The organism is Streptomyces spiralis (genome assembly GCF_014654675.1).
In the GTDB taxonomy this organism is placed as follows: Bacteria; Actinomycetota; Actinomycetes; order Streptomycetales; family Streptomycetaceae; genus Streptomyces; species Streptomyces spiralis.
This window is the reverse complement of sequence record NZ_BNBC01000010.1, coordinates 104,844-129,083: the sequence shown is the minus strand read 5'-3', so window position 1 is coordinate 129,083 and position 24,240 is coordinate 104,844. Positions and strand designations below refer to the sequence as shown.

Below are 24,240 nucleotides of genomic sequence, written 5' to 3'. Positions count from 1 at the left end.
TGTACGCCCACGGCGATCGGCACCGGGCGTGTGCGCTCGCAGCCCGGCCACACCCGCATCCCTTTCCTCGCACCCGGTGCGCGTTCCTTCGCGCACCGGGCCGCGTTCCCAGTCGTCACCCTCATTCCTGGAGTCCCGCGATGGCCACTCCCCTCTCCGACACCTCTCTGTCCCCGCTGAAGACGATCGCCGTCGTCGGTCTCGGCACCATGGGCACCGGCATCACCGAAGTCCTCGCCCGGGCCGGCCGCGAGGTCGTCGGCATCGACATCAGCGAGGCGGCGGCGGCCCGGTCCGTCGCCGCCCTGGAGATCTCCACCGCCCATGCCGTCGAGCGCGGCCGGCTCACCGCGCAGGAGCGCGCCGACCTCCTCGCCCGGGTGCGCACCTCCACCGCGCTGACCGCGGCGGCCGACGCCGACCTCGTCATCGAGGTGGCACCGGAGTCCTACGAGATCAAGCACCAGATCTTCCGCGAGCTGGACGGCATCGTGCGGCCCGGGACGATCCTGGCGACCGGCACCAACGCGCTGTCCGTGACCCGCCTGGCCGCCGACTCGGCGCGCCCCGAGCGGGTGCTCGGCCTGCACTTCTTCAACCCCGCGCCGGCGATGAAGCTGGTCGAGGTGGTCTCCTCCGTGCTGACCGCGCCGCAGGCCGTCACCGCCGTCACCGACCTCGCCGTGGAACTGGGCAAGGAGCCCGTCGCGGTCGGCGACCGGCCCGGGTTCGTCGCGGACGGGCTGCTGTTCGGCTACCTCAACCAGGCCGCCGCGATGTACGAGGCGAAGTACGCCTCCCGTGAGGACATCGACGCCGCGATGCGGCTGGGCTGCGGGCTGCCGATGGGCCCGCTCGCCCTGCTCGACCTGATCGGCGTCGACACCGCGCGTACGGTCCTGGAGGCCATGTACGCCGAGTCGCGCGACCGGCTGCACGCGCCCGCGCCGATCCTCAAGCAGCTCAGCGAGGCGGGCCTGACCGGCCGCAAGGCGGGCCGCGGTTTCTACACCTACGAGGCTCCGGGCAGCGGCACCGTCGTGCGGGACGCGCTGACCCCGCTGGACGGCGACACCCTCACCGCAGGCCGCGCCGTCCGCTCCGTCGGCGTCGCCGGCTCGGGCACCATGGCCTCCGGCATCGCGGAGGTGTTCGCGAAGGCCGGGTTCGAGGTGGTGCTCGCCGCGCGCAGCGCCGAGAAGGCGCAGGCCGCGAAGGCCCGTATCGGCAAGTCTCTTTCCCGCTCGGTCGACAAGGGGCGGCTGACCGCCGAGGCGGCCGCGCAGACCCTGGACCGGATCACGGCGACGGGCAGCTACGACGACTTCGCGGACGTGGACCTGGCCCTGGAGGCCGTCGCCGAGGACCTGGCGGTCAAGCAGCAGCTCTTCGCGACGCTGGACAAGGTCTGCAAGCCGGGCGCGGTGCTCGCCACCACCACCTCCTCGCTGCCGGTGGTCGCCTGTGCGCGGGCCACTTCGCGCCCGCAGGACGTGATCGGCATGCACTTCTTCAACCCGGCGCCGGCGATGAAGCTGGTCGAGGTGGTGCGCACGGTGCTGACCGCGGACGACGTCCACGCGACGGTCCGCGAGGTGTGCGCGAGGATCAGGAAGCACCCCGTGGACTGCGGCGACCGCGCCGGCTTCATCGTCAACGCGCTGCTGTTCCCGTACCTCAACAACGCGATCAAGATGGTGCAGGAGCACTACGCGTCCCTGGACGACATCGACGCGGCCATGAGGCTCGGCGGCGGCTACCCGATGGGCCCCTTCGAGCTGCTGGACGTGGTCGGCCTGGACGTGTCGCTGGCCATCGAGAAGGTCCTTCACCGCGAGTTCCGCGACCCGGGACTGGCTCCGGCGCCGCTGCTGGAGCACCTGGTGGCCGCGGGCTGCCTCGGCCGCAAGACGGGCCGCGGTTTCCGCGAATATGCCCGCCGCTGACCGAGGAGCCGACCGGTTCCGGGCGGAGCGGGAGTGGGGCGGTCTGCTGGAGCCCGCCGCCCCGCCCTCGCCCCCCGGGCACGGGGGAGGCCGGGGACCTGCGCGCCGGGCTGCGCGTATGCAGTACGTTCAGGGCATGTCCCAGCCCGCCAAGTCCTCACGTACATCAGCCACGCCCGACGCGCCGGAGAGCGCCGCGGGCTCCCGTGCGGCCGCCCAGCGGCTCAAGATGCGCCGGGAACTGGCCGCCGCCGCGATGGAGCTGTTCGCGACCAAGGGGTACGAGGCGACCACGGTCGACGAGATCGCCGCGGCGGCCGGGGTCGCCCGCCGCACCTTCTTCCGTCACTTCCGCTCCAAGGAAGAGGCGATCTTCCCGGACCACGACGACACCCTGATCCGCGCCGAGGCGGTGCTCAACGCCGCCCCCGCGCACGAGCACCCGCTCGACACGGTGTGCCGGGGCATCAAGGAAGTCATGAAGATGTACGCGGCGCAGCCGGAGATCTCGGTCGCCCGCTACAAGCTGACCCGCGAGGTACCCACGCTGCGCGAGGCGGAGATCGCCTCGGTGGCCCGCTACGAGCGCCTGTTCACCCGCTATCTGCTGGGCCACTTCGACGAGCACGCGCACGCCGACGACGCCAACGACGACCCGCTGCTGGCCGAGGTCGCCGCCTCGGCCGTGGTCACCGCGCACAACCACGTGCTGCGGCGCTGGCTGCGGGCGGGCGGCCAGGGGGACGTGGAGGCGCAGCTGGACCATGCCTTCGCCATCGTCCGCAAGACGTTCGGCACCGGCATCGGCGCCGGGCGCGGCACGGCTGCCCCGCCGGCCGCCTCTGCGCCCGCGGCGGCGTCCGTCGAGGGCGAGGTGCTGGTGACCGTGGCACGCACCGACGCGCCCCTGGAAGAGATCATGCGCACCATCGAACAGGCCCTCAAGGAGCGCTGAACCGCCCTTTCCCGCTGTGACAACGGCCACCCTCCGGGTGGCCGTTTTTGCATGTCAGCGCCCTTTTTGACCCGCCGGGAGAGGCGCATTCGATCGATCATCGCTCATCTGTCAGGTAAAGATTTCATTTGAGAGGAAGTTCTGGCACTCAGTGCCTTGCGGGGTGACACGCGGTGTCATACGTTGATGGTGTCCGGGCTGTCCCCGCAGACCATCACCTGCGCGCCCGAACGCCTGCGTCACAGGCAACCTCCCGCGCCACCACGCGCTGCCGAAGCACCACCCGCCGAACCGACGGCACACCCTCGAAAACCCTCAGCAGCACTCATCGCAGCACCGACGAACCCTCAGCGCCCCTCCCTCAGGGCGCTCACCGCCGGAGGCAACACCGTGACCGTGAAGGACATCCTGGACGCGATCCAGTCGAAGGACGCCACGTCCGCCGACTTCGCCGCTCTGCCGCTCCCCGAGTCGTACCGCGCGATCACCGTGCACAAGGACGAGACGGAGATGTTCGCGGGCCTGCAGACCCGCGACAAGGACCCGCGCAAGTCGATCCACCTGGACGACGTGCCGCTGCCCGAGCTGGGCCCGGGCGAGGCCCTGGTGGCCGTCATGGCCTCTTCCGTCAACTACAACTCGGTGTGGACCTCGATCTTCGAGCCGCTGTCCACGTTCGGGTTCCTGGAGCGCTACGGCCGCACCAACGAGCTCGCCAAGCGCCACGACCTGCCGTACCACATCATCGGCTCCGACCTCGCGGGCGTCGTCCTGCGCACCGGCCCGGGCGTCAACGCCTGGAAGCCCGGTGACGAGGTCGTCGCTCACTGTCTCTCCGTCGAGCTGGAGTCCTCCGACGGCCACAACGACACGATGCTCGACCCCGAGCAGCGCATCTGGGGCTTCGAGACCAACTTCGGCGGCCTGGCGGAGATCGCGCTGGTGAAGTCCAACCAGCTCATGCCGAAGCCGGACCACCTGAGCTGGGAGGAGGCCGCGGCCCCGGGCCTGGTGAACTCCACCGCCTACCGCCAGCTGGTCTCCCGCAACGGCGCCGGCATGAAGCAGGGCGACAACGTCCTCATCTGGGGCGCGAGCGGCGGCCTCGGCAGCTACGCCACGCAGTTCGCCCTGGCCGGCGGCGCCAACCCGATCTGTGTCGTCTCCTCGTCTCAGAAGGCGGACATCTGCCGCTCGATGGGCGCCGAGGCGATCATCGACCGCAACGCCGAGGGCTACAAGTTCTGGAAGGACGAGCAGACCCAGGACCCGAAGGAGTGGAAGCGCTTCGGCAAGCGCATCCGCGAGCTGACCGGCGGCGAGGACATCGACATCGTCTTCGAGCACCCCGGCCGCGAGACCTTCGGCGCCTCGGTCTACGTCACCCGCAAGGGCGGCACCATCACCACCTGCGCCTCCACCTCGGGCTACATGCACGAGTACGACAACCGGTACCTGTGGATGTCGCTGAAGCGGATCATCGGCTCCCACTTCGCCAACTACCGCGAGGCCTGGGAGGCCAACCGCCTCATCGCCAAGGGCAAGATCCACCCGACGCTGTCGAAGGTGTACTCCCTCGAGGACACCGGCCAGGCGGCCTACGACGTCCACCGCAACCTGCACCAGGGCAAGGTCGGCGTGCTGTGCCTGGCCCCCGAGGAGGGCCTGGGCGTGCGCGACGAGGAGATGCGCGCCAAGCACATCGACGCCATCAACCGTTTCCGCAACGTCTGAGGACACCAGAGGTCATAGATGACTGAGCGTCAGAAGGACCGGCCGTGGCTCATGCGCACGTATGCCGGCCACTCCACGGCCGAGGCGTCCAACGAGCTGTACCGGCGCAACCTCGCCAAGGGCCAGACCGGTCTGTCGGTGGCGTTCGACCTGCCGACGCAGACCGGCTACGACTCCGACCACGTCCTCGCCCGCGGCGAGGTGGGCCGGGTGGGCGTGCCGATCGCCCACCTCGGTGACATGCGCCGCCTGTTCCAGGACATCCCCCTGGAGCAGATGAACACCTCGATGACGATCAACGCCACGGCCATGTGGCTGCTGGCGCTCTACCAGGTCGTCGCCGAGGAGCAGGGCGCGGACATCACCAAGCTCCAGGGCACGACCCAGAACGACATCGTCAAGGAGTACCTGTCCCGGGGAACCCATGTGTTCCCTCCGGGACCCTCGCTCCGGCTGACGACGGACATGATCGCGTACACGGTCTCCCACATGCCCAAGTGGAACCCGATCAACATCTGCAGCTACCACCTGCAGGAGGCGGGCGCCACGCCGGTGCAGGAGATCGCGTACGCGATGTCCACCGCGATCGCCGTCCTGGACGCGGTGCGCGACTCCGGCCAGGTGCCGCAGGAGCGCATGGGCGACGTGGTCGCCCGCATCTCCTTCTTCGTCAACGCGGGCGTCCGCTTCGTCGAGGAGATGTGCAAGATGCGCGCCTTCGGCCGGATCTGGGACAGGATCACGCGCGAGCGCTACGGCATCGAGGACCCCAGGCAGCGCCGGTTCCGCTACGGCGTCCAGGTCAACTCGCTCGGCCTGACCGAGGCCCAGCCGGAGAACAACGTCCAGCGGATCGTGCTGGAGATGCTGGCCGTCACCCTCTCCAAGGACGCACGGGCGCGTGCGGTGCAGCTGCCGGCCTGGAACGAGGCGCTCGGCCTGCCCCGCCCCTGGGACCAGCAGTGGTCGCTGCGCATCCAGCAGGTGCTCGCCTACGAGAGCGATCTGCTGGAGTACGACGACATCTTCGAGGGCTCGAAGGTGATCGAGGCAAAGGTGGACGAGCTGGTCGAGGCGGTGCTCGCCGAGATCGACCACATCCAGGACCTGGGCGGCGCGATGGCCGCCGTGGAGTCCGGCTATCTGAAGTCGCAGCTGGTCGCCTCGCACGCCGAGCGCCGGGCCCGTATCGAGTCCGGTCAAGAGAAGATCGTCGGCGTCAACATCTTCGAGGGGACGGAGCCGAACCCGCTCACGGCCGACCTGGACACCGCGATCCAGACGGTCGACCCGGCGGTCGAGGCCCGTGTCATCGCCTCGCTCCAGCGCTGGCGCGACACCCGCTACCAGCCGCCCTTCAACCACCCGCGCCCCTGCAAGGCGCTGGAGCGGCTGAAGGAGGCGGCCAAGGGCACGGACAACCTCATGGAGGCCACCCTGGAGTGCGCCCGCGCGGGTGTCACGACCGGGGAGTGGGCCGGGGCGCTGAGGGAGGTGTTCGGCGAGTTCCGGGCCCCCACCGGGGTCTCCTCCGCGCCCGTCGCGGTGGCCGCCGAACAGGGCTCGGCCCTGGCCGACGTCCGCCGGAAGGTGGATGCCACCGCACATGACCTCGGCGTCGGCAAGCTGCGCTTCCTGGTGGGCAAGCCCGGCCTGGACGGGCACTCCAACGGCGCCGAGCAGATCGCCGTCCGCGCCCGCGACGCCGGCTTCGAGGTGGTCTACCAGGGCATACGGCTCACGCCGGAGCAGATCGTGGACGCGGCCCTCGCCGAGGACGTGCACGCCGTCGGCCTGTCCATCCTCTCCGGCTCGCACGCCCAGCTGGTGCCGGACGTGCTGGAGCGACTCCGTGTGGCCGGTGCCACAGATATACCCGTGATCGCGGGTGGCATCATCCCGAACGGTGACGCCGAGCAGCTCAGGGCCGCCGGAGTGGCCGCCGTCTTCACCCCGAAGGACTTCGACATCACCGGGATCATCGGCCGCATCGTCGACGAGATCCGGAAAGCGAACAAGCTCGACCCTCTGGAGGTCCCCGCATGACCACCCCCGTCAACCGCCTTCGGCCGCGGCGCTCCTGCCTGGCCGTACCGGGCAGCAACCCGCGCTTCCTGGAGAAGGCGCAGGGCCTCCCGGCCGACCAGGTCTTCCTGGACCTGGAGGACGCGTGCGCGCCGCTCGCCAAGCCGGAGGCCCGCCACACCATCGTCAAGTTCCTCAACGAGGGTGACTGGACGGGCAAGACCAGGGTGGTGCGCGTCAACGACTGGACGACCGAGTGGACGTACCGGGACGTCGTGACGGTGGTCGAGGGAGCCGGCCCCAATCTTGACTGCATCATGCTGCCGAAGGTGCAGGACGCTCAGCAGGTCGTCGCTCTTGATCTGCTGCTGACGCAGATCGAGAAGACGATGGGCTTCGAGGTGGGGCGCATTGGCATCGAGGCCCAGATCGAGAACGCCCAGGGCCTCAACAACGTCAACGAGATCGCCCAGGCGTCCCCGCGCATCGAGACGATCATCTTCGGCCCGGCCGACTTCATGGCGTCGATCAACATGAAGTCCCTCGTCGTGGGCGAGCAGCCGCCCGGCTACCCGGCGGACGCCTACCACTACATCCTGATGAAGATCCTGATGGCCGCCCGCGCCAACAACCTCCAGGCGATCGACGGCCCCTACCTGCAGATCCGCAACGTCGACGGCTTCCGCGAGGTGGCCGGCCGTGCCGCCGCGCTCGGCTTCGACGGCAAGTGGGTGCTGCACCCCGGTCAGGTGGACGCCGCCAACGAGGTCTTCTCGCCCTCCCAGGAGGACTACGACCACGCCGAGCTGATCCTGGACGCGTACGAGTACTACACGTCCGAGGCGGGCGGCAAGAAGGGCTCCGCGATGCTCGGCGACGAGATGATCGACGAGGCCAGCCGCAAGATGGCGCTGGTCGTCGCGGGCAAGGGACGCGCCGCCGGCATGCAGCGCACCAGCACGTTCGAGATCCCGGAGGCGTGAGCGCGATGCAGTTCGGACGCACCTACGAGGAGTTCGAGGTCGGCGCGGTCTACAAGCACTGGCCGGGCAAGACGGTCACGGAGTACGACGACCACCTGTTCTGTCTCCTCACCATGAACCACCACCCGCTCCACATGGACGCGAACTACGCGGAGCGGACGACGGACTTCGGCAAGAACGTCGTCGTCGGCAACTACATCTACTCCCTGCTGCTCGGCATGTCGGTGCCGGACGTGTCGGGGAAGGCGATCGCCAACCTGGAGATCGAGTCGCTCCGGCACGTGGCGCCCACCTTCCACGGCGACACGATCTACGGCGAGACGACGGTGCTGGACAAGTGGCCGTCGAAGTCGAAGAACGACCGCGGCATCGTCCATGTCGAGACCAAGGGCTACAAGCAGGACGGCACCCTGGTGTGCGTGTTCCGCCGCAAGGTCATGGTGCCGACCGAGACGTACATCAAGGAGCGCGGCGGCGAGCAGCCGGGCCGCCCGGAGCTGAAGCAGCAGGAGAACTAGAGCCATGGCCCGTCTCGCCCAGACCGCCGGTCTGACCGACGTCCAGCAGGAGATCGTCTCCACCGTCCGTGACTTTGTCGACAAGGAGATCATCCCGGTCGCGACCGGCCTGGAGCACCGCGACGAGTACCCGCAGCAGATCGTGGACGGCCTGAAGGAGCTGGGCCTGTTCGGTCTGATGATCCCCGAGGAGTATGGGGGCCTGGGCGAGTCGCTGCTGACGTACGCGCTGTGCGTCGAGGAGATCGCGCGCGGCTGGATGTCGGTGTCCGGCATCATCAACACCCACTTCATCGTCGCGTACATGCTCAAGCAGCACGGCACGCAGGAGCAGAAGGACTACTTCCTGCCGAAGATGGCCCTCGGTGACATCCGGGGCGCGTTCTCGATGTCTGAGCCGGCGCTGGGCTCGGACGTGTCGGCGATCACGTCGAAGGCGGTCAAGGACGGCGACGAGTACGTCCTGACCGGCCAGAAGATGTGGCTGACCAACGGCGGCACCTCCTCGCTGGTCGCGGTCCTGGTCCGCAGTGACGAGGGTCACCCCGAGGGCACCGCGCCGCACAAGTCGATGACGACCTTCCTGGTGGAGAAGGAGCCCGGTTTCGGCGAGGTCCGTCCCGGCCTCACCATCCCGGGCAAGATCGACAAGATGGGCTACAAGGGTGTCGACACCACCGAGCTGATCATGGACGGCCTGCGGATTCCGGCCGACCGGGTGCTCGGCGGCACCACCGGCCGGGGTTTTTACCAGATGATGGACGGCGTCGAGGTCGGCCGTGTCAATGTGGCGGCGCGTGGCTGCGGCGTGGCCCAGCGCGCCTTCGAGCTGGGCGTCCAGTACGCCCAGCAGCGGCACACCTTCGGCAAGCCGATCGCCCAGCATCAGGCCATTCAGTTCAAACTCGCCGAGATGGCCACCAAGGTCGAGGCCGCGCATGCCATGATGGTCAACGCGGCCCGGAAGAAGGACTCGGGCCAGCGCAACGACCTCGAGGCCGGGATGGCGAAGTACCTGGCCTCCGAGTACTGCAAGGAGGTCGTCGAGGACGCCTTCCGCATCCACGGCGGCTACGGTTTCTCGAAGGAGTACGAGATCGAGCGCCTCTACCGCGAGGCCCCCATGCTGCTCATCGGTGAAGGTACCGCCGAGATCCAGAAAATGATCATCGGCCGCAGACTGCTCGAAGAGTATCGGTTCCAGGGCTGATTGTCCGCATACGGGGTGTTTTCGTCGAGAAGAAGATCACACCCCGTCAACGGTTCTCGGCCGCCGACTCGGCTTCCCGGCTTACCCAGTTGTGGCCCTTAACCGCTACGATCGCGGAAAGCCGCCGTCCCCCGTCGAAGCGCGGCATCATCCGCTACGAAGGTCATCCATGCCCCACAGCCAAACCTCTGCACCTCGCGACAGCCTCGCCGGCGTACGCCTCGCGCGCGGAGCATCGCCGTGGCTTCTGCCGACCGTCGCCACCGCGGCCGTCAGCCTGGTCCGCGCCCGCCGCTCCGGTGCGGCCAGGGCCGTAGCCGTCCCCGCCACCGCGCTGGCGGCGGGGATGCTGTGGTTCTTCCGCGACCCGGAGCGCGAGATCGCCCAGGGCCGGGTCATCTCGCCCGCCGACGGCGTGGTGCAGAGCATCATGCCCTGGAAGGACGGCCGCACCCGCGTCGCGATCTTCATGAGCCCGCTGAACGTCCACGTCAACCGTGCCCCGCTCTCCGGCACGGTCACGTCGGTCGAGCACATCCCCGGCGGGTTCGTTCCTGCGTTCAACAAGGAGAGCGAGAACAACGAGCGGGTCGTCTGGCACTTCGACACCGAGCTCGGCGACATCGAGATGATCCAGATCGCCGGCGCGGTGGCCCGCCGTATCGTCCCCTACATCCCGTCGGGCACCAAGGTCGAGCAGGGCGACCGGATCGGTCTGATCCGCTTCGGCTCGCGCGTCGACCTCTACCTGCCCGAGGGCGTGGAGGTCGCGGTCGAGGTCGGCCAGAAGACCGTGGCTGGGGTGACTCGCATTGACCGTGATTGATCCCGACACCCAGGCCGGCTGGGTGCCCGAGGCCGACGACGTGGACGACGAGGAGGAGATGCCCCTCTCGCTGCGCCTGTCGATAGCGGACACCCTCACCCTGGGCAACGCCACGTGCGGCTTCATGGCGGTGTACTTCACCACCACCGGCATCCTGATCCCGCACCTCACCGGCAGCAGCGAGTCGGGCATGGCCCGGCACAGCGCCGCCACGGCCGTCATCCTGATGCTGTGCGCCGCGGTCTTCGACCTGTTCGACGGCCTGGTCGCCCGCAAGCTGCGCTCCTCCCCCATGGGCGCGGAGCTGGACAACCTCTCGGACCTGATCAGCTTCGGCCTGGCCCCGGCGTACTTCGTCCTCGTCTACGGCATGGTCGCGGACGACGCCCACCAGAGGGTGGCCGCGCTGGGCGCCATCGTGGTGCTGCTGGCGGTGGTGCTGCGGCTGGCGAGATTCTCCTGCGTGACCATGAAGGACGGCATGTTCCAGGGCATGCCCTCGCCCTTCGGCGCGCTGACCGTGGTGTCCATCGTGCTGCTGGAGCTGCCCTTCGTGGCGACGCTGCTGGCGATCCTGGGCACGGCGTGGCTGATGGTGAGCCGCGTGGAGTACCCCAAGCCGCGGGGGCGCCTGGCGGTGGCGATGCTCTCCTGGATCGTGCTGTCGATGGGCCTGCTCGCCGCCTGGGCGTTCGACGCCCCGAGCGGCCAGCTGCTCCTCCAGACCGGCTGCGCGCTGCAGCTGGTCATGGGCGCGGTGATCCCGCTGTTCGCCACGGCGCGCCGGGTGAACAACTTCCGGGACAACCGTCGCGAGGCACGGGCGGCGCAGCTGCCGTAGCGGTCGCGTACGGCGTACGACGGGCAAGGGCCTCCGAACCTCACGGTTCGGGGGCCCTTCCGCTGTCCGGGGCGTGGTCGTCCCGCTGGTCGTGCTCCGGCGCGGCGAGGCTGCCGAGGATCCTCAGCAGTTCGGCACTGCGGCTGCCGGGCTCGGCGTGGAAGACCACCAGGGTCAGTCCGTCGGTGCCGTCGATGGTCAGTTTGTCCGAATGCAGTTCGATGTCGCCGACCCGTGGATGGCGCAGCCGTCTGACCAGCCCGCGCCGCGGCAGTACGTCGTGGCGGCCCCACAGCCGGCGGAACCGGTCGCTGCGCACCGACAAGTCACCGACCAGCTCCCGCAGCGCCGGATCGTCGACGTCCGGCCCCACCCGGGCCCGCAGGGTGGCCACGGCCTCCTCGGTGGCCTCCTCCCAGTCGCGCCTCAGCTCCCGCTCGGCGGGGTCGAGGAAGACGGCCCGCAGAAGGTTGACGCCGGGGGCGTAGTTCGGCGACAGGGCGGCGCACAGGCGGTTCACCGCGAGGACGTCGGTAAGCCTGCTCTGCACGTAGGCCGGGTTGTCGGTCCAGCCGTCGATGAGCTGGAGGATGCTCACCGGTACGGCCGCCGCCCGCGCGGCCGCGCCGCGCCCGGCGCCCCGGGACCGGCCGCCGCCCGTACCCCGCGCGCCGGACGGACGGGCGCCGGACGGGCGCGGCTGCGCCAGGGTGAGCAGGTGCGCGGTGGCGTCGGCGTCCAGTCCCAGGACCCGGGCGATCGCCTCCAGGACCTGCACCGACGGGTTGCGGTCCCGGCCCTGCTCCAGGCGCAGGTAGTAGTCCGAGCTGATCCCGGCGAGCATCGCCACTTCCTCACGACGAAGCCCCGGCACCCGCCTCAGGCCACTGCTGCGCAGGCCGACGTCCTCCGGCCGTACCAGCCCCCGGCGGGCGCGCAGGAACTCGCCGAGCGCGTTCGTACCGTCCATGCCCTCACCGTACGGCCGCGCTCCGGGACGTTCCTGTCCCTGCCACTCCCAGGAACGGCAGGGCACTGCCGCCGCTCCCGGTATCGGCCCACGCTGGACGGCAGACGAGACCACACAGCACGTCACGGAAGGCACGACGCATGCCCGCGAACCTCGGCGGAACCCTCACCCCGGCCCAGGACCTGACCCTCACCCGCATCGGCTACGGCGCCATGCAGCTGGCCGGACCGAACGTCTTCGGCCCGCCCAAGGACCGCGACCGGGCCGTCGCGGTGCTGCGCGCCGCGGTGGAGGCCGGGATCACCCACATCGACACCGCGGACTTCTACGGCCCGGCGGTCGTCAACGAACTGATCAAGGAGGCGCTGCACCCCTACCGGGCGGACCTGCGCATCGTCACGAAGGTCGGCGCCCGCAGGGGCCCCGACGGAAGCTGGCGCCAGATCCTGGACCCGGCCGACCTGAAGGCCCAGGTGCACGACAACCTCGCCCACCTGGGCGTGGACACGCTGGACGTGGTCAACCTCCGGCTCGGCTCCCACGACACGCCGACCGAGGACTCCCTGGCGGAGCAGTTCGGCGCCCTCGCCGAGCTGCGGCAGCAGGGGCTGATCCGTCACCTCGGTCTGAGTGCCGTCTCCGCCCGGCAGCTCGCCGAGGCCCAGGCGATCGCGCCCGTCGTGACGGTCCAGAACCTCTACAACCTCGCCCACCGCCAGGACGACGACCTGCTCGACCTGTGCGCCGCGCAGAACATCGCCTTCGTCCCGTACTTCCCGCTGGGCGGCTTCACACCGCTCCAGTCGGAGACCCTCACGAAGGTCGCCGCCCGCCTGGACGCCTCCCCGCAGCAGGTCGCCCTGGCCTGGCTCCTCCAGCGCTCCCCCGCCATCGCCCTCATCCCCGGCACCTCGTCGGTGACCCACCTGCACGAGAACATCGCATCAGCGGAGCTCACCCTGCCCGCCGACGCGACCGAGGAGCTGAACGGGATCGGGGGGAGGTGAGCGGAGGCGGGGTCCGGGGGGACCGCACGGACACCGACGAGCCGCCTGGGGCTCCAGCAACCGAGCGCAGCAGGCCCGAGCAGGCACGGGGCGCCAGGAGCCACTCGTGGGCCGAGCGAGTCCCCACCCGGCCCGAGGAGTCCCGCGGGCCGGGGAGAGGCATGAGGAGCGAGGAGGAACCCCCAGGCCGAGGGAGCGCCGGGCCGGCGGTCCCAGCCTCATTCGGGGCCTACCCCTCCGGCCGACGGGCGGCCGGTTCGCTCGGCCGGGGGTCGACAGCCGGGGGTCGTCAGAGGAGGAAGTCCCGGGCGATGTGTTCCGCCACGCGTTCGAGGATCGGGCCTGCGTCGGCGATGCACTTCGACACGTCGGGCTCCACGTCGGTCAGGGCGTATGCCCGGCGGATGCCGGCCCTGCCGAGGACCTGCGGTGCCAGTGCCAGGCGCCCGCAGACGGCGACGACCTCCCTGTCCGCGGCGCGGGCTGCCGCGGCGACCCCCGCCGGGGCCTTGCCGTGCAGGGTCTGCTCGTCCAGCGAGCCCTCACCGGTGATCACCAGGGACGCCCGCGCCAGTGCCGGTGCGAACCCGAGCACGTCCAGCATCACCTCGATGCCGGCCCGGAACCGGGCGCCGAGGATCAGTGCGCCGTACCCGATGCCGCCCGCGGCCCCGGCCCCGGGCGACACCGCGTACTCGGCCGCCCTGGCCCCGATCGCCTCCTCCAGGACCTTCGCGTAGTGCGCGAGCGCCGCGTCCAGCGTCTCCACGTCCTCCGGGGACGCGCCCTTCTGCGGACCGTAGACCGCGGGCGCCCCCTTCGGTCCGGTCAGCGGGTTGTCGACGTCGCTGGCGAGCACGAATTCGACGGAGGCGAGCCGGGGGTCGAGGCCGGACAGGTCGGCGTGGGCGAGTTCCGCCAGTCCGCCGCCGCCCGGCGGGATCGGCTCACCGGCCGCGGTGGAGAACCGGGCCCCGAGCGCGGACAGCATCCCCGCGCCCCCGTCCGTGGTCGCGCTGCCGCCGACGCCGAACACGATCGTCCGCGCCCCCGCGTCCAGCGCGGCCCGCAGCAGTTCGCCGGAGCCGTACGTGGACGCCGTGAGCGGCGCGAGGACACCGGCCGGCAGCCGCTGCAGCCCGCTGGCCTCCGCCATCTCCACCACCGCGGTGTCGCCGCGCAGCGCGAACGCGGCCGTCACCTCGTCGCCGAGGGGACCGGCGACCCGTACCTCATGGCGCTCGAACCCGGCCGCGACCGCCGCGTCCACGGTCCCGTCGCCGCCGTCGGCCACGGGCAGCGCCTCGACCCGGAGGTCCGGCACGACCCGGCGCAGCCCGGCCGTCACCCGCTCGGCGACCTGTACGGCCGTGAGCGAGCCCTTGAACTTGTCCGCGGCAACCAGCACCCCGCGGGTGCCGTGCACTGCAGCGTCCGCCACCTTGCAATCCCCTTGCTCTCCGGGCCCCGCACGTCAGGGGGCCAGTCGCGCCGCTGCGACCATAACCGGCGACCGTCCCCCGCGCCATGCCCCGCCCGCTCCCTGAGAAGCACCGGAGACGGTCGAGGACGGCCGGGGACGTCGCGGAGGAAAGCGGGTACACCGGTCCTATGACCCCTGTGGGCACCGATCCAGGCCGCGCCGACCGCCCGGCATCCGCCGACCACCCGACGCTCACCGATCGCCCGACCCTCGGCGACCGTCCGGCCCCCGCCGACCGCGCGGAACTGGCCGACCGCGTCCTCGGCGGCTGGCTGGGCCGGATCGCGGGCAACATGCTGGGCAAGCCGGTCGAGCAGGGCGACGTGTGGACCCGCGACCGCATCGACCGCTACCTGCGCCGGGCCGCCGCGCTGCCGCTCACCGACTACCTCCCCGAACCCGTCGGAGCCGACGACCTCCCGGAGCTGCGACCGGAGTGGCGCGGCTGTGTGCGCGGCCGCATCCGCGGCAGCTGCCGCGACGACGACATCGACTACGCGATCCTCGGCCTCGACCTGCTGGAGACCCACGGCTTCGGCTTCAGCACCGAGCAGGTCGGCGACCTGTGGCTGCTGCGGCTGCCGTACCTGCAGACGTTCACCGCCGAGCGCGCCGCGTACCGCAACCTCGCGAACGGTCTCAAACCGCCCCTGACCGCGACGTACGACAACCCCTACCAGGAGTGGATCGGCGCCCTGATCCGCGCCGACATCCACGGCTGGACCAGCCCGGGAGACCCGCGCCGCGCCGCCTCGCTGGCCCGCCGCGACGCGGTGCTGTCGCACACCGGCAACGGTGTGTACGGCGCCATGTGGGCGGCCGCGCTGATCGCGGCGGCGTTCACCGCGCCGAGCGTCCGTGCCGCGGTCGACACCGCGCTCACGGTGATCCCGGCGAGCAGCCGTCTGGCCCGCACCGTACGCCGCGCCGTCTCCCTGCACGAGACGCGGCTGCCCTGGGAGGACACCCTCACCACGCTCGCGGAGGAGACCGCGGGACTCGGCTGGATCCACACCGTCCCGAACGCCGCCGTCCTCACGACCGGCCTGCTCTACGGCGACGGCGACTTCACCCGCACCATCGCGCTGACCGTCCGCGGCGGCCTGGACACCGACTCCAACGGCGCGACGGCCGGTTCGGTGGCCGGCGTGCTGACCGGAGCGCGGGGCATCCCGGCCCAGTGGAGGGACCCCCTGGAGGACACCGTGCGCAGCGCGGTCTTCGGTTTCGACGGCGTACGGATCAGCGAGCTGGCGGAGCGGACGCTGCGACTGGCTACCCTTCCAGGATGACCACTCCCAACATCCCGGACTACGCCACCTACATCGCCGGGCTGCCCCGTGTCCTCGCCGGTGCCGCCGTGCTCTTCCGCGACGCCGAGGGGCGGGTGCTGCTCGTCGAGCCCAACTACCGGGAGGGATGGGCGCTGCCGGGCGGCACGGTCGAGTCGGACGACGGTGAGACACCGCGCCAGGGCGCGCGCCGCGAGACGCTGGAGGAGATCGGCCTCGACCGGGAGCCGGGGCGGCTGCTCGCGGTCGACTGGGTGCCCGGCACGGGACGCCCGCCGCTGGTGGCGTACATCTACGACGGCGGAGTCCTCGCCCAGGAGGACCTCAAGGCGATCCGCCTCCAGGAGGAGGAGCTGCTGTCCTGGCGTCTCGTCCCGCGCGGCGAACTCGCCGCCCACCTGCCGGGCGCCCTGGGCCGCCGCGTCCTGGCCGCCCTCGACGTGCTCGCCGAGAACGCGGGCACGGCGGAACTGGAGAACGGCCGGCGCGTCGGCTGACCGGCCTCGCCCGGGGCGTCAGCGCTCCACGTCCCGGGGCTTGGCGTCGACCTCGCGCAGAGCCTCGTCACGCGCGGCGACCCTGGCCTCCGTACGGTGGCCGCGTTCGATGTAGTCGCGGACGACCAGCTCGACGGCGTCCTGCGGGTTGCCCACCCCGGCGAGCACCATGACTTCCACGACGAGTTCGGCGTCGAGCGAGACGGTCACCTTGGCCATGCGCGGACCGTAGCACCGCGCGGGCCCCGTGCGGACGAATATCCGTTCGCCCGCCCGATTCCCCGCCCCTACCCTCTGTCCCATGACCAAGCCCCTCGTCGCCGTCCTCAGCGGCGCCGGTGTCTCCACCGACTCCGGTATCCCCGACTACCGCGGCCCGAACGGGCTGTGGCGGCGGGATCCGGAGGCCGAGAAGCTCGTGACGTACGACTACTACATGAGCGACCCGGAGATCCGCCGCCGCTCCTGGCAGATGCGGCGGAGGAACCACACTCTGCAGGCCGAGCCGAACGCCGCGCACCGCGCGGTCGCCGAACTGGAACGCTCCGGGGTGCCGGTCCGGGTCATCACCCAGAACGTGGACGGCCTGCACCAGCTCGCCGGGATGCCCGCCCGCAAGGTGCTGGAACTGCACGGCAGCGCGCGCAGCGTGGTGTGTACGAAGTGCCATGCTCGCGGGTCCATGGAGGACGCCCTCGCCCGGGTCGAGGCCGGCGAGGAGGATCCGCACTGCCGGGACTGCGGCGGCATCCTGAAGTCGGCCACCGTCATGTTCGGCGAGCGCCTCGACCCGCAGGTGCTCGGCGAGGCCGTCGCCATCACCAAGGCCTGCACCGTATTCATCGCGGTCGGCACCAGCCTCCAGGTCCAGCCCGCCGCCGGCCTCGCCGCAGTGGCCGCCGACCACGGCGCACGCCTGATCATCGTCAACGCCGAACCGACACCGTACGACGACCGCGCCGACGAGGTCGTACGGGAACCGATCGGCACCGCACTGCCCGCACTGCTTCGCCGACTGAGCGCCGGGGACGATCCCTCAGCGCCTCGTCGAGTACCAGGTGCGAGCGCCGGGCCGTCTCAGGCGGACAGGTAGGGGAAGAACAGACCCTGCGGGTCGTACTCCGCCCTCAAGGATTGCAGGCGATCCCAATCGGCGGCTGTGAACGATCGCCTGGCACGGGAGGGGTCGGCGGTCAGGTCCGCTTCGGCGATGTAGTGACCGGCTCCGAACGGCTCCACCGCGTGCATGGCGTCGCGTAGCCAGCGCACGTTGACGTCGTCCTGCGCGGGATCGGCCCAGACGGCGTAGGGCACGACGTAGCTCTCTCCGAGCACGGAGAACGCCATGTGCCGCAGCAGCTCATCCTGCTGCGAGACCGGTGAGACGGGCGCCAGCACGATGGACTTCCCGGAAGGGGCCTTGGCGAACGCGTCGCCCAGCTCTGCCAGGAGCAGAGCGTAGTCCTCGTGCGACCACAGCGTGTCGGCCGCGTAGCGGTGCTTTTCGGGCCACAGGTCCATCGAGGCGTCGTAGAGAACGGCAAGAGATGTCGGCTCGTCGAGTCGCCGGGACAGCGGTCGTTCGGAGAGTGGGCAGCTCCGCAGCGGATGCAGGGCGCCAACGGCTTCGGTGCGCGAGTTCGCGAACGCGGTGGCGGTGACGACGACCACCTTGGGCCCCGGCCCATCCGTCGCGCCTGATGCGTCCTCCGTGGCCAGCAGGAGGGACAGTTCCACGTTCGCGGGCAGTTCACGCGCCGTCTCGGTGGCCCAGTCGGCTACGGGGCCGACTGCCGCCAAGGGAAAGACGTAGGAGGTCGTGGCGAGTGCGGTCGGGCGCGGCTGGAGACGGAGACGGAAGCGGGTGACGACGGCGAAGAACCCGGGCCCGGCTCCGCGTGCCGCCCAGAACAGGCCGGGATTCTCTTCTTCGGTGCACCTGAGCACTTCACCGTCGGCCGTGACAGCGGTGATCTCCAGTACGCTCGCGCAGCCCACCCCCCACAGACCGGAGTTCCAGCCCAGGCCACCGCTGAGAAGGTAACCGCCCAGCGCGACGGTAGGGCAGTGCCCTGCCGGAAAGGCGAGTTCGTGCCGGGCCAGCTCCATCGCGAATCTGCTGCCGATGACACCTGGTTGCACGGTCGCCGTCGCCGATTCGACATCGATCTCCCACTGATCGAGCCCGGAGAGGTCGAGGAGTATGCCTCCGTCCCGTAGTGGTGAACCGCACCAGCTGTGTCCGCCTGCGCGTACGGCGAGTTGCAGTCCGCGGGACACGGCCAGCCTCAGGACCTCCTGAACGTCCCGTTCGCAGGCGGCTCGGACGATCACATCGGGGTGCCGGTCCGGCTTGAGTTCGTTCCACAGTGCGCGCGCACGGGCGGTCTCATAGTCCGCGTCGCCCCTGCGGAGGAACGGGCCCTCGGTCCCTGAGCGCCGACTGTGTTCGCTCATGACGACCTCCTCGTCGTGAGCATCTCCCGGGGCCGGCCGTCAGCCGGTGGTCAGGCCGAAGATCACGATGAACGCCAGCCAGCAGATCGCCACCACTGCGACACCTGCCACGTCGATGCGGAGGGAGCGCGCCTGACTGGGCATCAGCCAGAAGGCGAGGGCTCTGTTCACCAACGGCATCAGCAGCCACGTCAGGATGCACACGCTCAACACGTTCGAGATGAACAAGGCGAGATATCCGGGCAGGCCGAGAGCGGCAAGCCGGGGACTCACCACGAGGTTGAGGACCTCGACGGTGGGATAGAGGGCCAGTACCACGGACATGGCCTGCTTCCAGTTGGGCGGAGCACCCTCTTCCGTACCCTGCCCGAAGCGGAACCAGCTGCCGAACGCGGATCCGACCTTGCGCACGTCGTAGGACACGAAGGCGCCTCGTCCTTCGTCGAGGAGCTTTCGACGAGTGGTGGATTCGAGCCACTTGTCCAGATGTTGACGGGTGTCGAAGCGGAAGACGGCGACCCACTTGTCCTGGACCCCCTTCACGGGCCGGAACAACTCCGAACCCATGAAGCCCGGGAACTTCCGTTGAGCCGACAGGATCTTCTCCTGCCAGCTCACGAATGCCCGCTCCTGGTCAGGGCGCACGTCGTGCGAGACCACCGCGGTGACGGCGTCATGCACCGGCATGCCACCTGCGAGAACTTCCTGCCTGGGGGCCTCCTCGAACAGGTCGCGTCCCTGCTCCAGGAGTTCGCGGCGCGTGTCGGAGCCCATCCACGCGGTCAGCTGATCCAGATGGGAGAAACGGAAGACGACGACCCACTCGTTTCCCTCGACGGAGGCCGGAGGGTACTGCTCCGTGCCCTCGAACCCGTCGAACTCGCCTGCGACCTCGTTGGTTCGATCCTGCCAGCGCCGGTACTCGTCCTCACATCCCGGACGGACCTTCTGTGAGATCACGACGGTCGCGCTGTCATCGTGGGAGCCAGGAGTTGCACGAGGACTCACGCCTCCTAGGCTAGATAAAACCCGTATATGCCGCAAAAGCAAGTGGGATCGGAGGCGCCGAGATGGGACACAGGGAGTACCTGGCCGAAGCGGCGCAGTTGGCCACCGAATCGGTGGAGAACGGCTGGGGAGGCCCTTTCGGCGCGGTGATCACCCACGACGGTGAGGTGATCGCTCGCGGCCAGAACCGGGTGCTGCTCACGGCCGACCCCACCGCGCATGGCGAGGTGGAAGCCATACGCAAGGCCATTCAGTACCTGAACCCCGATGCTCCCACGGTCTCGGAAGAGCACCAGAACGAGTACACACTGGAGCTGGTGCCCCGTCCCGAGGGGTCCCCGGACGTCTTGCCGGAGCGTGCCCGCATGCTCCAGGGATGCTCGATCTACACCAGCGGCGCACCCTGCCCCATGTGCATGAGCGCCATCTACTGGGCGCGCATCGAGGCCGTCTACTACAGCTGTGACTGGAAAGCCACCGAGGAGATCGGGTTCAGCGACGACTTCCAGTACGAGGACTTCCAGCGACCTCCGGACCAGCGGAGCATCAGTCTCCAGCAGATGTACCCCGAGCTGGGCGCCCAGGCCTACCAGGCATGGCAGGACAAGCCGAACCACCATCCGTACTGACGGGCGTTCACCTGTTCAGTTGAGGGTCAGGCGCAGGCCCGGAGTGATCAGGTTCGGTGGCGCATCTCGTCCCGCATCCCGCAGGCGGCGAGGGTCGAGGGTGCACCAACCACCACCGCGTTGCGGCGACGGAGTGAGCGGATCGGCCTAGAACAGGGCCGCTCCGCCCTCGAAGTCCAACAGGCGCTGCTTGCGGTCCAGGCCGCCGCCGTAGCCGGTGAGGCTGCCGTCGGCGCCGACGACGCGGTGGCAGGGGACGATGATGCCGATGGGGTTCTTGCCGTTGGCGAGGCCGACGGCGCGGGAGGCGCCCGGGGAGCCGAGTGCGTCGGCCAGTTCGCCGTACGTGCGGGTCTCGCCGTAGGGGATCGTGCGCAGCTGGTCCCAGACGCGGCGCTGGAACGGTGTTCCGTTCAGGCGCAGTTCCAGCGTGAACTCCTTCAACTCGCCCGCGAAGTAGGCCTCCAGTTGCTCCTCGGCCGCGTCGAAGGCTGCTGTGGCGGCGCATGCGCCGAACGTCTCCTCCGGTGGGCGGTGGCGCTGGTCGGTCATGTACAGGCCGCACAGGAGACCGTCCTCGGCGACGAGGGTGAGGGGGCCGTACGGGCTGTCGACGACGGCGTGCTGCTTCGTGTTCATCGTGAACGTCCTCAGACGGGAAGGAAGTTGATCGGGTGACTGTCGGTGGCCCACAGGTACTGCACGGCGTACGCCCGCCACGGGCGCCAGACCGCCGCACGGGCCGTGAGTGCCGCCGGTGTCGAGGGCAGGCCCAGCTCCTTGGCCGCGCGGCGGATGCCGAGGTCGGTGGGGAGGAAGGCGTCGGGGTCGCCCAGGGCGCGCATGGCGACGACGTCGACCGTCCAGGGGCCGAAGCCGGGGAGGGACAGCAGGCGGGCGCGGGTCTCCTGCCAGTCGCTCTCGGCACCGAGGTGGAGTGTGCCGTCGGCGAGGTGGCGGACCAGTGTGGTGAAGGTCGTGCGCCGGGTGCGGGGCATCGCCAGCGACTCCGGGGAGAGGGCGGCCAGTGCCTCCGGTGCGGGGAAGAGATGGGTGAGGCCGCCCTCGGGGTCGTCGACCGGCTCGCCGTGGGCGATGACCAGGCGGCCCGCGTGGGTGCGGGCGGCGGCCGTGGAGACCTGCTGGCCGAGTACGGCCCGGACGGCGAACTCGGCCTCGTCCACGGTGCGCGGCACCCGTCGGCCGGGGGCCTTGTCGACCAGGGGCGCGAGGACCGGGTCGGTGCGCAGCTGGTCGTCCACGGCGACCGGGTCGGCGTCCAGGTCGAGCATGCGCCGGCAGCGGCTGATGGCCACGGGCAGGTCGCGCAGGTCGCTGAGGGTGAGGCGGCAGGCGATGTGGTCGGGCTCGGGTGTCAGGGCGACGATCCCGTGCCCGTACGGCAGCCGCAGCGTGCGCCGGTAGGCCCCGTCCCGCCACTCCTCCACGCCCGGGACCGCGGTCGCCGCCAGGTGACCGAAGAGGTTGTCCGGGTTGAGGGGCGTGCGGAAGGGGAGGCGGAGGGAGATGGCGCCCGGGGCGGGGGAGGTCTCCGGGTTTCCTGGGGTCGCCCCCGTTCGCGGAGTCGCGGACTGCTTGGGGAGGCGGCTGCGCAGCTCGCTCGGGGAGAGCGCGTAGACCTCGCGGACGGTGTCGTTGAAGGTGCGGATCGAGGAGAATCCGGCGGCGAAGGCGATCTCCGCCATCGGCAGGGCGGTGGTCTCGATGAGCAGCCGGGCGGTCTGGGCGCGCTGTGCGCGGGCGAGCGCGAGCGGGCCGGCACCGAGTTCCGCGAGGAGCTGGCGTTCGACCTGGCGGCTGCTGTAGCCGAGGCGGGCGGCGAGGCCGGGCACGCCGTCGCGGTCGACGACGCCGTCGGCGATCAGTCGCATGGCGCGGGCCACGAGGTCGGCGCGCTGGTTCCACTCCGGTGAGCCGGGGCTGGTGTCGGGCCGGCAGCGTTTGCAGGCCCGGAACCCGGCCTGCTGGCAGGCGGCGGCGCTCGGGTGGAATGTCATGTTCTCCGGCTTGGGCGGCACCACCGGACAGCTGGGCCGGCAGTAGATCCCGGTCGTCAGGACGGCCGTGAAGAACCATCCGTCGAACCGTGCGTCCTTCGACTGGACGGCGCGTACGCAGCGTTCCCGATCCGTGTGCATCCCGTTCTGCATGCCTCCAGCATCGGACAGCCCGGCGGCCGGGTCTGGCAGAAATCCGACATCGACCTGGGGTGCGCTGGAGTCTGCCGGATCACCGTGTCGGCCGTTTCACAGTATTTCGGGGTCCTCGGCAGGCAACCCGCGCCTCGATCCGTGCATCAACCAGGACGCTGGGGGTGCTTGCCGGTGGTCCGGCCGCCGGAGCGCCCCGCGTGTTGACTCGAATTCATGTTCGAAAAGCGGCTGCCGCCGGCGCGGTCCGCTGCTGTGGGAAGGTGGCCACGTGGCGCTGACTGGTGCGGCGTTCTTCACGGTTCTCGCCGTCGCGACGGTCCTGACGATGATCGGCACGGTCGCGCTCTGGTCCCGGGTCCGCGGACCGGGTCCGCTGCGCTGGCTGGTGCACGGACTGATGATCGTCGTGTGCCAGCTCACCGCCATCTCCGTCGTGGCGACGTGGATCAACAACAGCTACGGCCTGTACGCCTCATGGGCGGACCTGCTGGGCACGACGAGCACCAGCGGCAACGCGGACGCGATGCCCGGCCCTCCGGTCAGCCGCGCGCAGTTCAACCACGGCACCCGGGACGGCGTGCTCGACACGTACTTCCGCGGCGCGCGCTCCAGGCTGTCCGGCCAGGTGCTGGTGTGGACCCCGCCCCAGTACGACGAGCCCGCCTACCGCACCAAGCGGTTCCCGGTGCTGCTGCTGATGCACGGGGTTCCCGGCTCGCCGCAGTCCTGGCTGGAGCACGGCGGCATGCCCGGGACCTTCGTGGACCTGATGAACGAGCGCAAGGTGCACCCCTTCATCCTGGTGATGCCGGTGATCGACCCGGGCAGCGTGGACACCGACTGCAGCGACCTGCCCGACCGCAAGGTCGCCACCTGGCTGGCGTACGACGTGCCCGACCTGGTGCGGCACAAGTTCCGCACCCTGCGGGGGCACTCCGGGTGGGGAGTCATGGGCTACTCGACCGGCGGATACTGCGCCGCGAAGCTGCCCCTGCAGTATCCGAAGGTGTTCGGCGCCGGCGCGGCGCTCGATCCCGACCCGCTGACCGGCGATCCGTCCGTCCTGCCCGACCCCGCGCAGCGCCGGGCCAACACCCCGACCGAGCTCGTGGCCCACTCCAGGGCACGGGTCGGTCTGTTCCTGTCCACCTCCCGCCAGGACCGTTTCAGCCCGCCCGACGCCATCGAGCGGTTCCTGACGGCCTCGGCGACCTCCTCCGTCCAGGTGCGCACGCAACTGCTGCCCACCGGCGGGCACAACTACCACACGTTCGCCGCGGGATACCCGATGGCCTTCCACTGGCTCGGCGCCTGGCTGTCCGCGCCGCGGTGAGACTCGGTGCGGTCCGGCGGGAGCAGGTGTTCACATCCGGCCGTGGTCACACCTCGAGCCTGACCAGGCAGCTGCTGGAGCGCGGTGACAGTGTCGCGGCGACGACCAGGTGCCCCGAGCGGCTGACCGCCGCGCTCGGGGATGGTGCCGACACCTCCCGTCTTCTCCCGCTCGCCGTCGACCTGCGCGACGAGGAGCAGGTCAAGCAGGCCGTGAACAAGACCGTCGAGCACTTCGGCGGCCTGGACGTGGTCGTCAACAACGCCGCTACTGCGCGGGCAAGTTCGCTCTGGAAGGCCTGAGCGAGGTTCTGGCCGCCGAGGTCGCCGACTTCGGGATCGACGTCACCATC

General features: G+C 70.4%; 23 protein-coding genes and 1 pseudogene. 17 read left to right on the top strand and 7 right to left on the bottom strand.

The genetic code is table 11. The annotated features are described in order from the left end of the window. The first annotated feature begins 140 nt into the window (after positions 1 to 140). The 9 genes from IE318_RS13370 (at position 141) to pssA (ending at position 11,038) form a co-directional block, all read left to right on the top strand. Entirely contained in the window at positions 141 to 1,946 is a 1,806-nt protein-coding gene (locus IE318_RS13370) for a 3-hydroxyacyl-CoA dehydrogenase family protein (protein WP_189899963.1), read from the top strand. Positions 1,947 to 2,082: 136 nt separating this feature from the next. After that, positions 2,083 to 2,901 carry a TetR family transcriptional regulator gene (locus tag IE318_RS13365; RefSeq protein ID WP_030170603.1) on the top strand — a complete coding sequence of 273 codons (819 nt, stop codon included), beginning with the start codon at positions 2,083 to 2,085 and terminating at the stop codon, positions 2,899 to 2,901. A gap of 396 nt (positions 2,902 to 3,297) precedes the next feature. Beyond that, positions 3,298 to 4,635: a crotonyl-CoA carboxylase/reductase gene (ccrA, locus tag IE318_RS13360; protein ID WP_189900107.1), complete on the top strand. Its 1,338-nt coding sequence runs from the start codon at positions 3,298 to 3,300 to the stop codon at positions 4,633 to 4,635. Between the two features lie 18 nt (positions 4,636 to 4,653). After that, on the top strand, positions 4,654 to 6,681 hold the full coding sequence (locus IE318_RS13355) for an ethylmalonyl-CoA mutase (RefSeq protein ID WP_189899959.1): 2,028 nt from the start codon (positions 4,654 to 4,656) through the stop codon (positions 6,679 to 6,681). After that, positions 6,678 to 7,643 (top strand): HpcH/HpaI aldolase/citrate lyase family protein, encoded by a 966-nt coding sequence (locus IE318_RS13350; protein ID WP_189899957.1) that lies wholly within the window; start codon positions 6,678 to 6,680, stop codon positions 7,641 to 7,643. Before IE318_RS13355 ends, IE318_RS13350 begins: the two co-directional genes overlap by 4 nt. 5 nt (positions 7,644 to 7,648) lie before the next feature. After that, complete coding sequence (locus IE318_RS13345) at positions 7,649 to 8,161, top strand: MaoC family dehydratase (protein ID WP_030170591.1); 513 nt, start codon at positions 7,649 to 7,651, stop codon at positions 8,159 to 8,161. 4 nt (positions 8,162 to 8,165) lie between these two features. Continuing rightward, positions 8,166 to 9,371 carry an acyl-CoA dehydrogenase family protein gene (locus tag IE318_RS13340; RefSeq protein ID WP_189899955.1) on the top strand — a complete coding sequence of 402 codons (1,206 nt, stop codon included), beginning with the start codon at positions 8,166 to 8,168 and terminating at the stop codon, positions 9,369 to 9,371. A gap of 169 nt (positions 9,372 to 9,540) precedes the next feature. Then, positions 9,541 to 10,197: a phosphatidylserine decarboxylase gene (locus IE318_RS13335; protein WP_030170583.1), complete on the top strand. Its 657-nt coding sequence runs from the start codon at positions 9,541 to 9,543 to the stop codon at positions 10,195 to 10,197. Between the two features lie 22 nt (positions 10,198 to 10,219). After that, on the top strand, positions 10,220 to 11,038 hold the full coding sequence (pssA, locus tag IE318_RS13330; protein ID WP_030170580.1) for a CDP-diacylglycerol--serine O-phosphatidyltransferase: 819 nt from the start codon (positions 10,220 to 10,222) through the stop codon (positions 11,036 to 11,038). 40 nt (positions 11,039 to 11,078) lie between these two features. Here the strand turns inward: pssA and IE318_RS13325 are convergent, their stop codons facing one another. Beyond that, positions 11,079 to 12,008, bottom strand: a complete 930-nt coding sequence (locus IE318_RS13325; RefSeq protein WP_189899954.1) for a helix-turn-helix domain-containing protein — start codon at positions 12,006 to 12,008, stop codon at positions 11,079 to 11,081. Positions 12,009 to 12,148: 140 nt separating this feature from the next. Between IE318_RS13325 and IE318_RS13320 the strand changes: the two genes are divergently transcribed. Beyond that, a complete protein-coding gene (locus IE318_RS13320) occupies positions 12,149 to 13,015 on the top strand; it encodes an oxidoreductase (protein ID WP_189899952.1) in 867 nt (288 codons plus the stop codon). A 289-nt stretch (positions 13,016 to 13,304) separates the two neighbouring features. Here IE318_RS13320 and IE318_RS13315 read toward each other — a convergent pair whose 3' ends face one another. Further along, positions 13,305 to 14,456, bottom strand: a complete 1,152-nt coding sequence (locus IE318_RS13315; protein WP_189899949.1) for a glycerate kinase — start codon at positions 14,454 to 14,456, stop codon at positions 13,305 to 13,307. A gap of 170 nt (positions 14,457 to 14,626) precedes the next feature. On the opposite strand from IE318_RS13315, the gene IE318_RS13310 reads away from it, so the two are divergent. Continuing rightward, the gene (locus IE318_RS13310) at positions 14,627 to 15,790 is read left to right on the top strand and encodes an ADP-ribosylglycohydrolase family protein (RefSeq protein WP_268256739.1); all 1,164 of its coding nucleotides are present in this window, start codon (positions 14,627 to 14,629) and stop codon (positions 15,788 to 15,790) included. After that, the gene (locus IE318_RS13305; protein WP_030170563.1) at positions 15,787 to 16,287 is read left to right on the top strand and encodes an NUDIX domain-containing protein; all 501 of its coding nucleotides are present in this window, start codon (positions 15,787 to 15,789) and stop codon (positions 16,285 to 16,287) included. Before IE318_RS13310 ends, IE318_RS13305 begins: the two co-directional genes overlap by 4 nt. A gap of 18 nt (positions 16,288 to 16,305) precedes the next feature. Here the strand turns inward: IE318_RS13305 and IE318_RS13300 are convergent, their stop codons facing one another. Continuing rightward, positions 16,306 to 16,506, bottom strand: a complete 201-nt coding sequence (locus IE318_RS13300) for a type II toxin-antitoxin system VapB family antitoxin (protein ID WP_189899947.1) — start codon at positions 16,504 to 16,506, stop codon at positions 16,306 to 16,308. An 82-nt stretch (positions 16,507 to 16,588) separates the two neighbouring features. Here IE318_RS13300 and IE318_RS13295 point away from each other — a divergent pair, with 82 nt between their 5' ends. Then, positions 16,589 to 17,380, top strand: coding sequence for an SIR2 family NAD-dependent protein deacylase (locus tag IE318_RS13295; protein ID WP_229903499.1), 792 nt, complete (start codon positions 16,589 to 16,591; stop codon positions 17,378 to 17,380). On the opposite strand, the gene IE318_RS13290 is transcribed toward IE318_RS13295, so the two are convergent. Both IE318_RS13290 and IE318_RS13285 read right to left on the bottom strand, forming a co-directional pair. Continuing rightward, a complete protein-coding gene (locus IE318_RS13290; RefSeq protein WP_189899945.1) occupies positions 17,365 to 18,744 on the bottom strand; it encodes an FAD-binding oxidoreductase in 1,380 nt (459 codons plus the stop codon). The genes IE318_RS13295 and IE318_RS13290 overlap by 16 nt on opposite strands. A gap of 39 nt (positions 18,745 to 18,783) precedes the next feature. Then, positions 18,784 to 19,704 carry an antibiotic biosynthesis monooxygenase gene (locus IE318_RS13285; RefSeq protein WP_189899943.1) on the bottom strand — a complete coding sequence of 307 codons (921 nt, stop codon included), beginning with the start codon at positions 19,702 to 19,704 and terminating at the stop codon, positions 18,784 to 18,786. Between the two features lie 110 nt (positions 19,705 to 19,814). Here IE318_RS13285 and IE318_RS13280 point away from each other — a divergent pair, with 110 nt between their 5' ends. Beyond that, a complete protein-coding gene (locus IE318_RS13280; protein ID WP_189899941.1) occupies positions 19,815 to 20,381 on the top strand; it encodes a nucleoside deaminase in 567 nt (188 codons plus the stop codon). 147 nt (positions 20,382 to 20,528) lie between these two features. Here the strand turns inward: IE318_RS13280 and IE318_RS13275 are convergent, their stop codons facing one another. Together IE318_RS13275 and IE318_RS13270 are read right to left on the bottom strand one after the other, a co-directional pair. Further along, entirely contained in the window at positions 20,529 to 21,020 is a 492-nt protein-coding gene (locus tag IE318_RS13275; RefSeq protein WP_189899939.1) for a methylated-DNA--[protein]-cysteine S-methyltransferase, read from the bottom strand. 11 nt (positions 21,021 to 21,031) lie between these two features. Further along, positions 21,032 to 22,552 carry an AlkA N-terminal domain-containing protein gene (locus IE318_RS13270; RefSeq protein ID WP_308438568.1) on the bottom strand — a complete coding sequence of 507 codons (1,521 nt, stop codon included), beginning with the start codon at positions 22,550 to 22,552 and terminating at the stop codon, positions 21,032 to 21,034. A 271-nt stretch (positions 22,553 to 22,823) separates the two neighbouring features. Here IE318_RS13270 and IE318_RS13265 point away from each other — a divergent pair, with 271 nt between their 5' ends. The 3 genes and pseudogenes from IE318_RS13265 to IE318_RS46510 all read left to right on the top strand — a co-directional run. Then, a complete protein-coding gene (locus IE318_RS13265; RefSeq protein WP_030170533.1) occupies positions 22,824 to 23,888 on the top strand; it encodes an alpha/beta hydrolase in 1,065 nt (354 codons plus the stop codon). 26 nt (positions 23,889 to 23,914) lie between these two features. Then, positions 23,915 to 24,190 carry an SDR family NAD(P)-dependent oxidoreductase gene (locus IE318_RS44860; RefSeq protein WP_229903498.1) on the top strand — a complete coding sequence of 92 codons (276 nt, stop codon included), beginning with the start codon at positions 23,915 to 23,917 and terminating at the stop codon, positions 24,188 to 24,190. Further along, positions 24,178 to 24,225, top strand: a pseudogene (locus IE318_RS46510) (hypothetical protein); the annotation flags it as partial. The gene IE318_RS44860 and the pseudogene IE318_RS46510, both read left to right, overlap by 13 nt. Between the last annotated feature and the right edge of the window lie 15 nt (positions 24,226 to 24,240).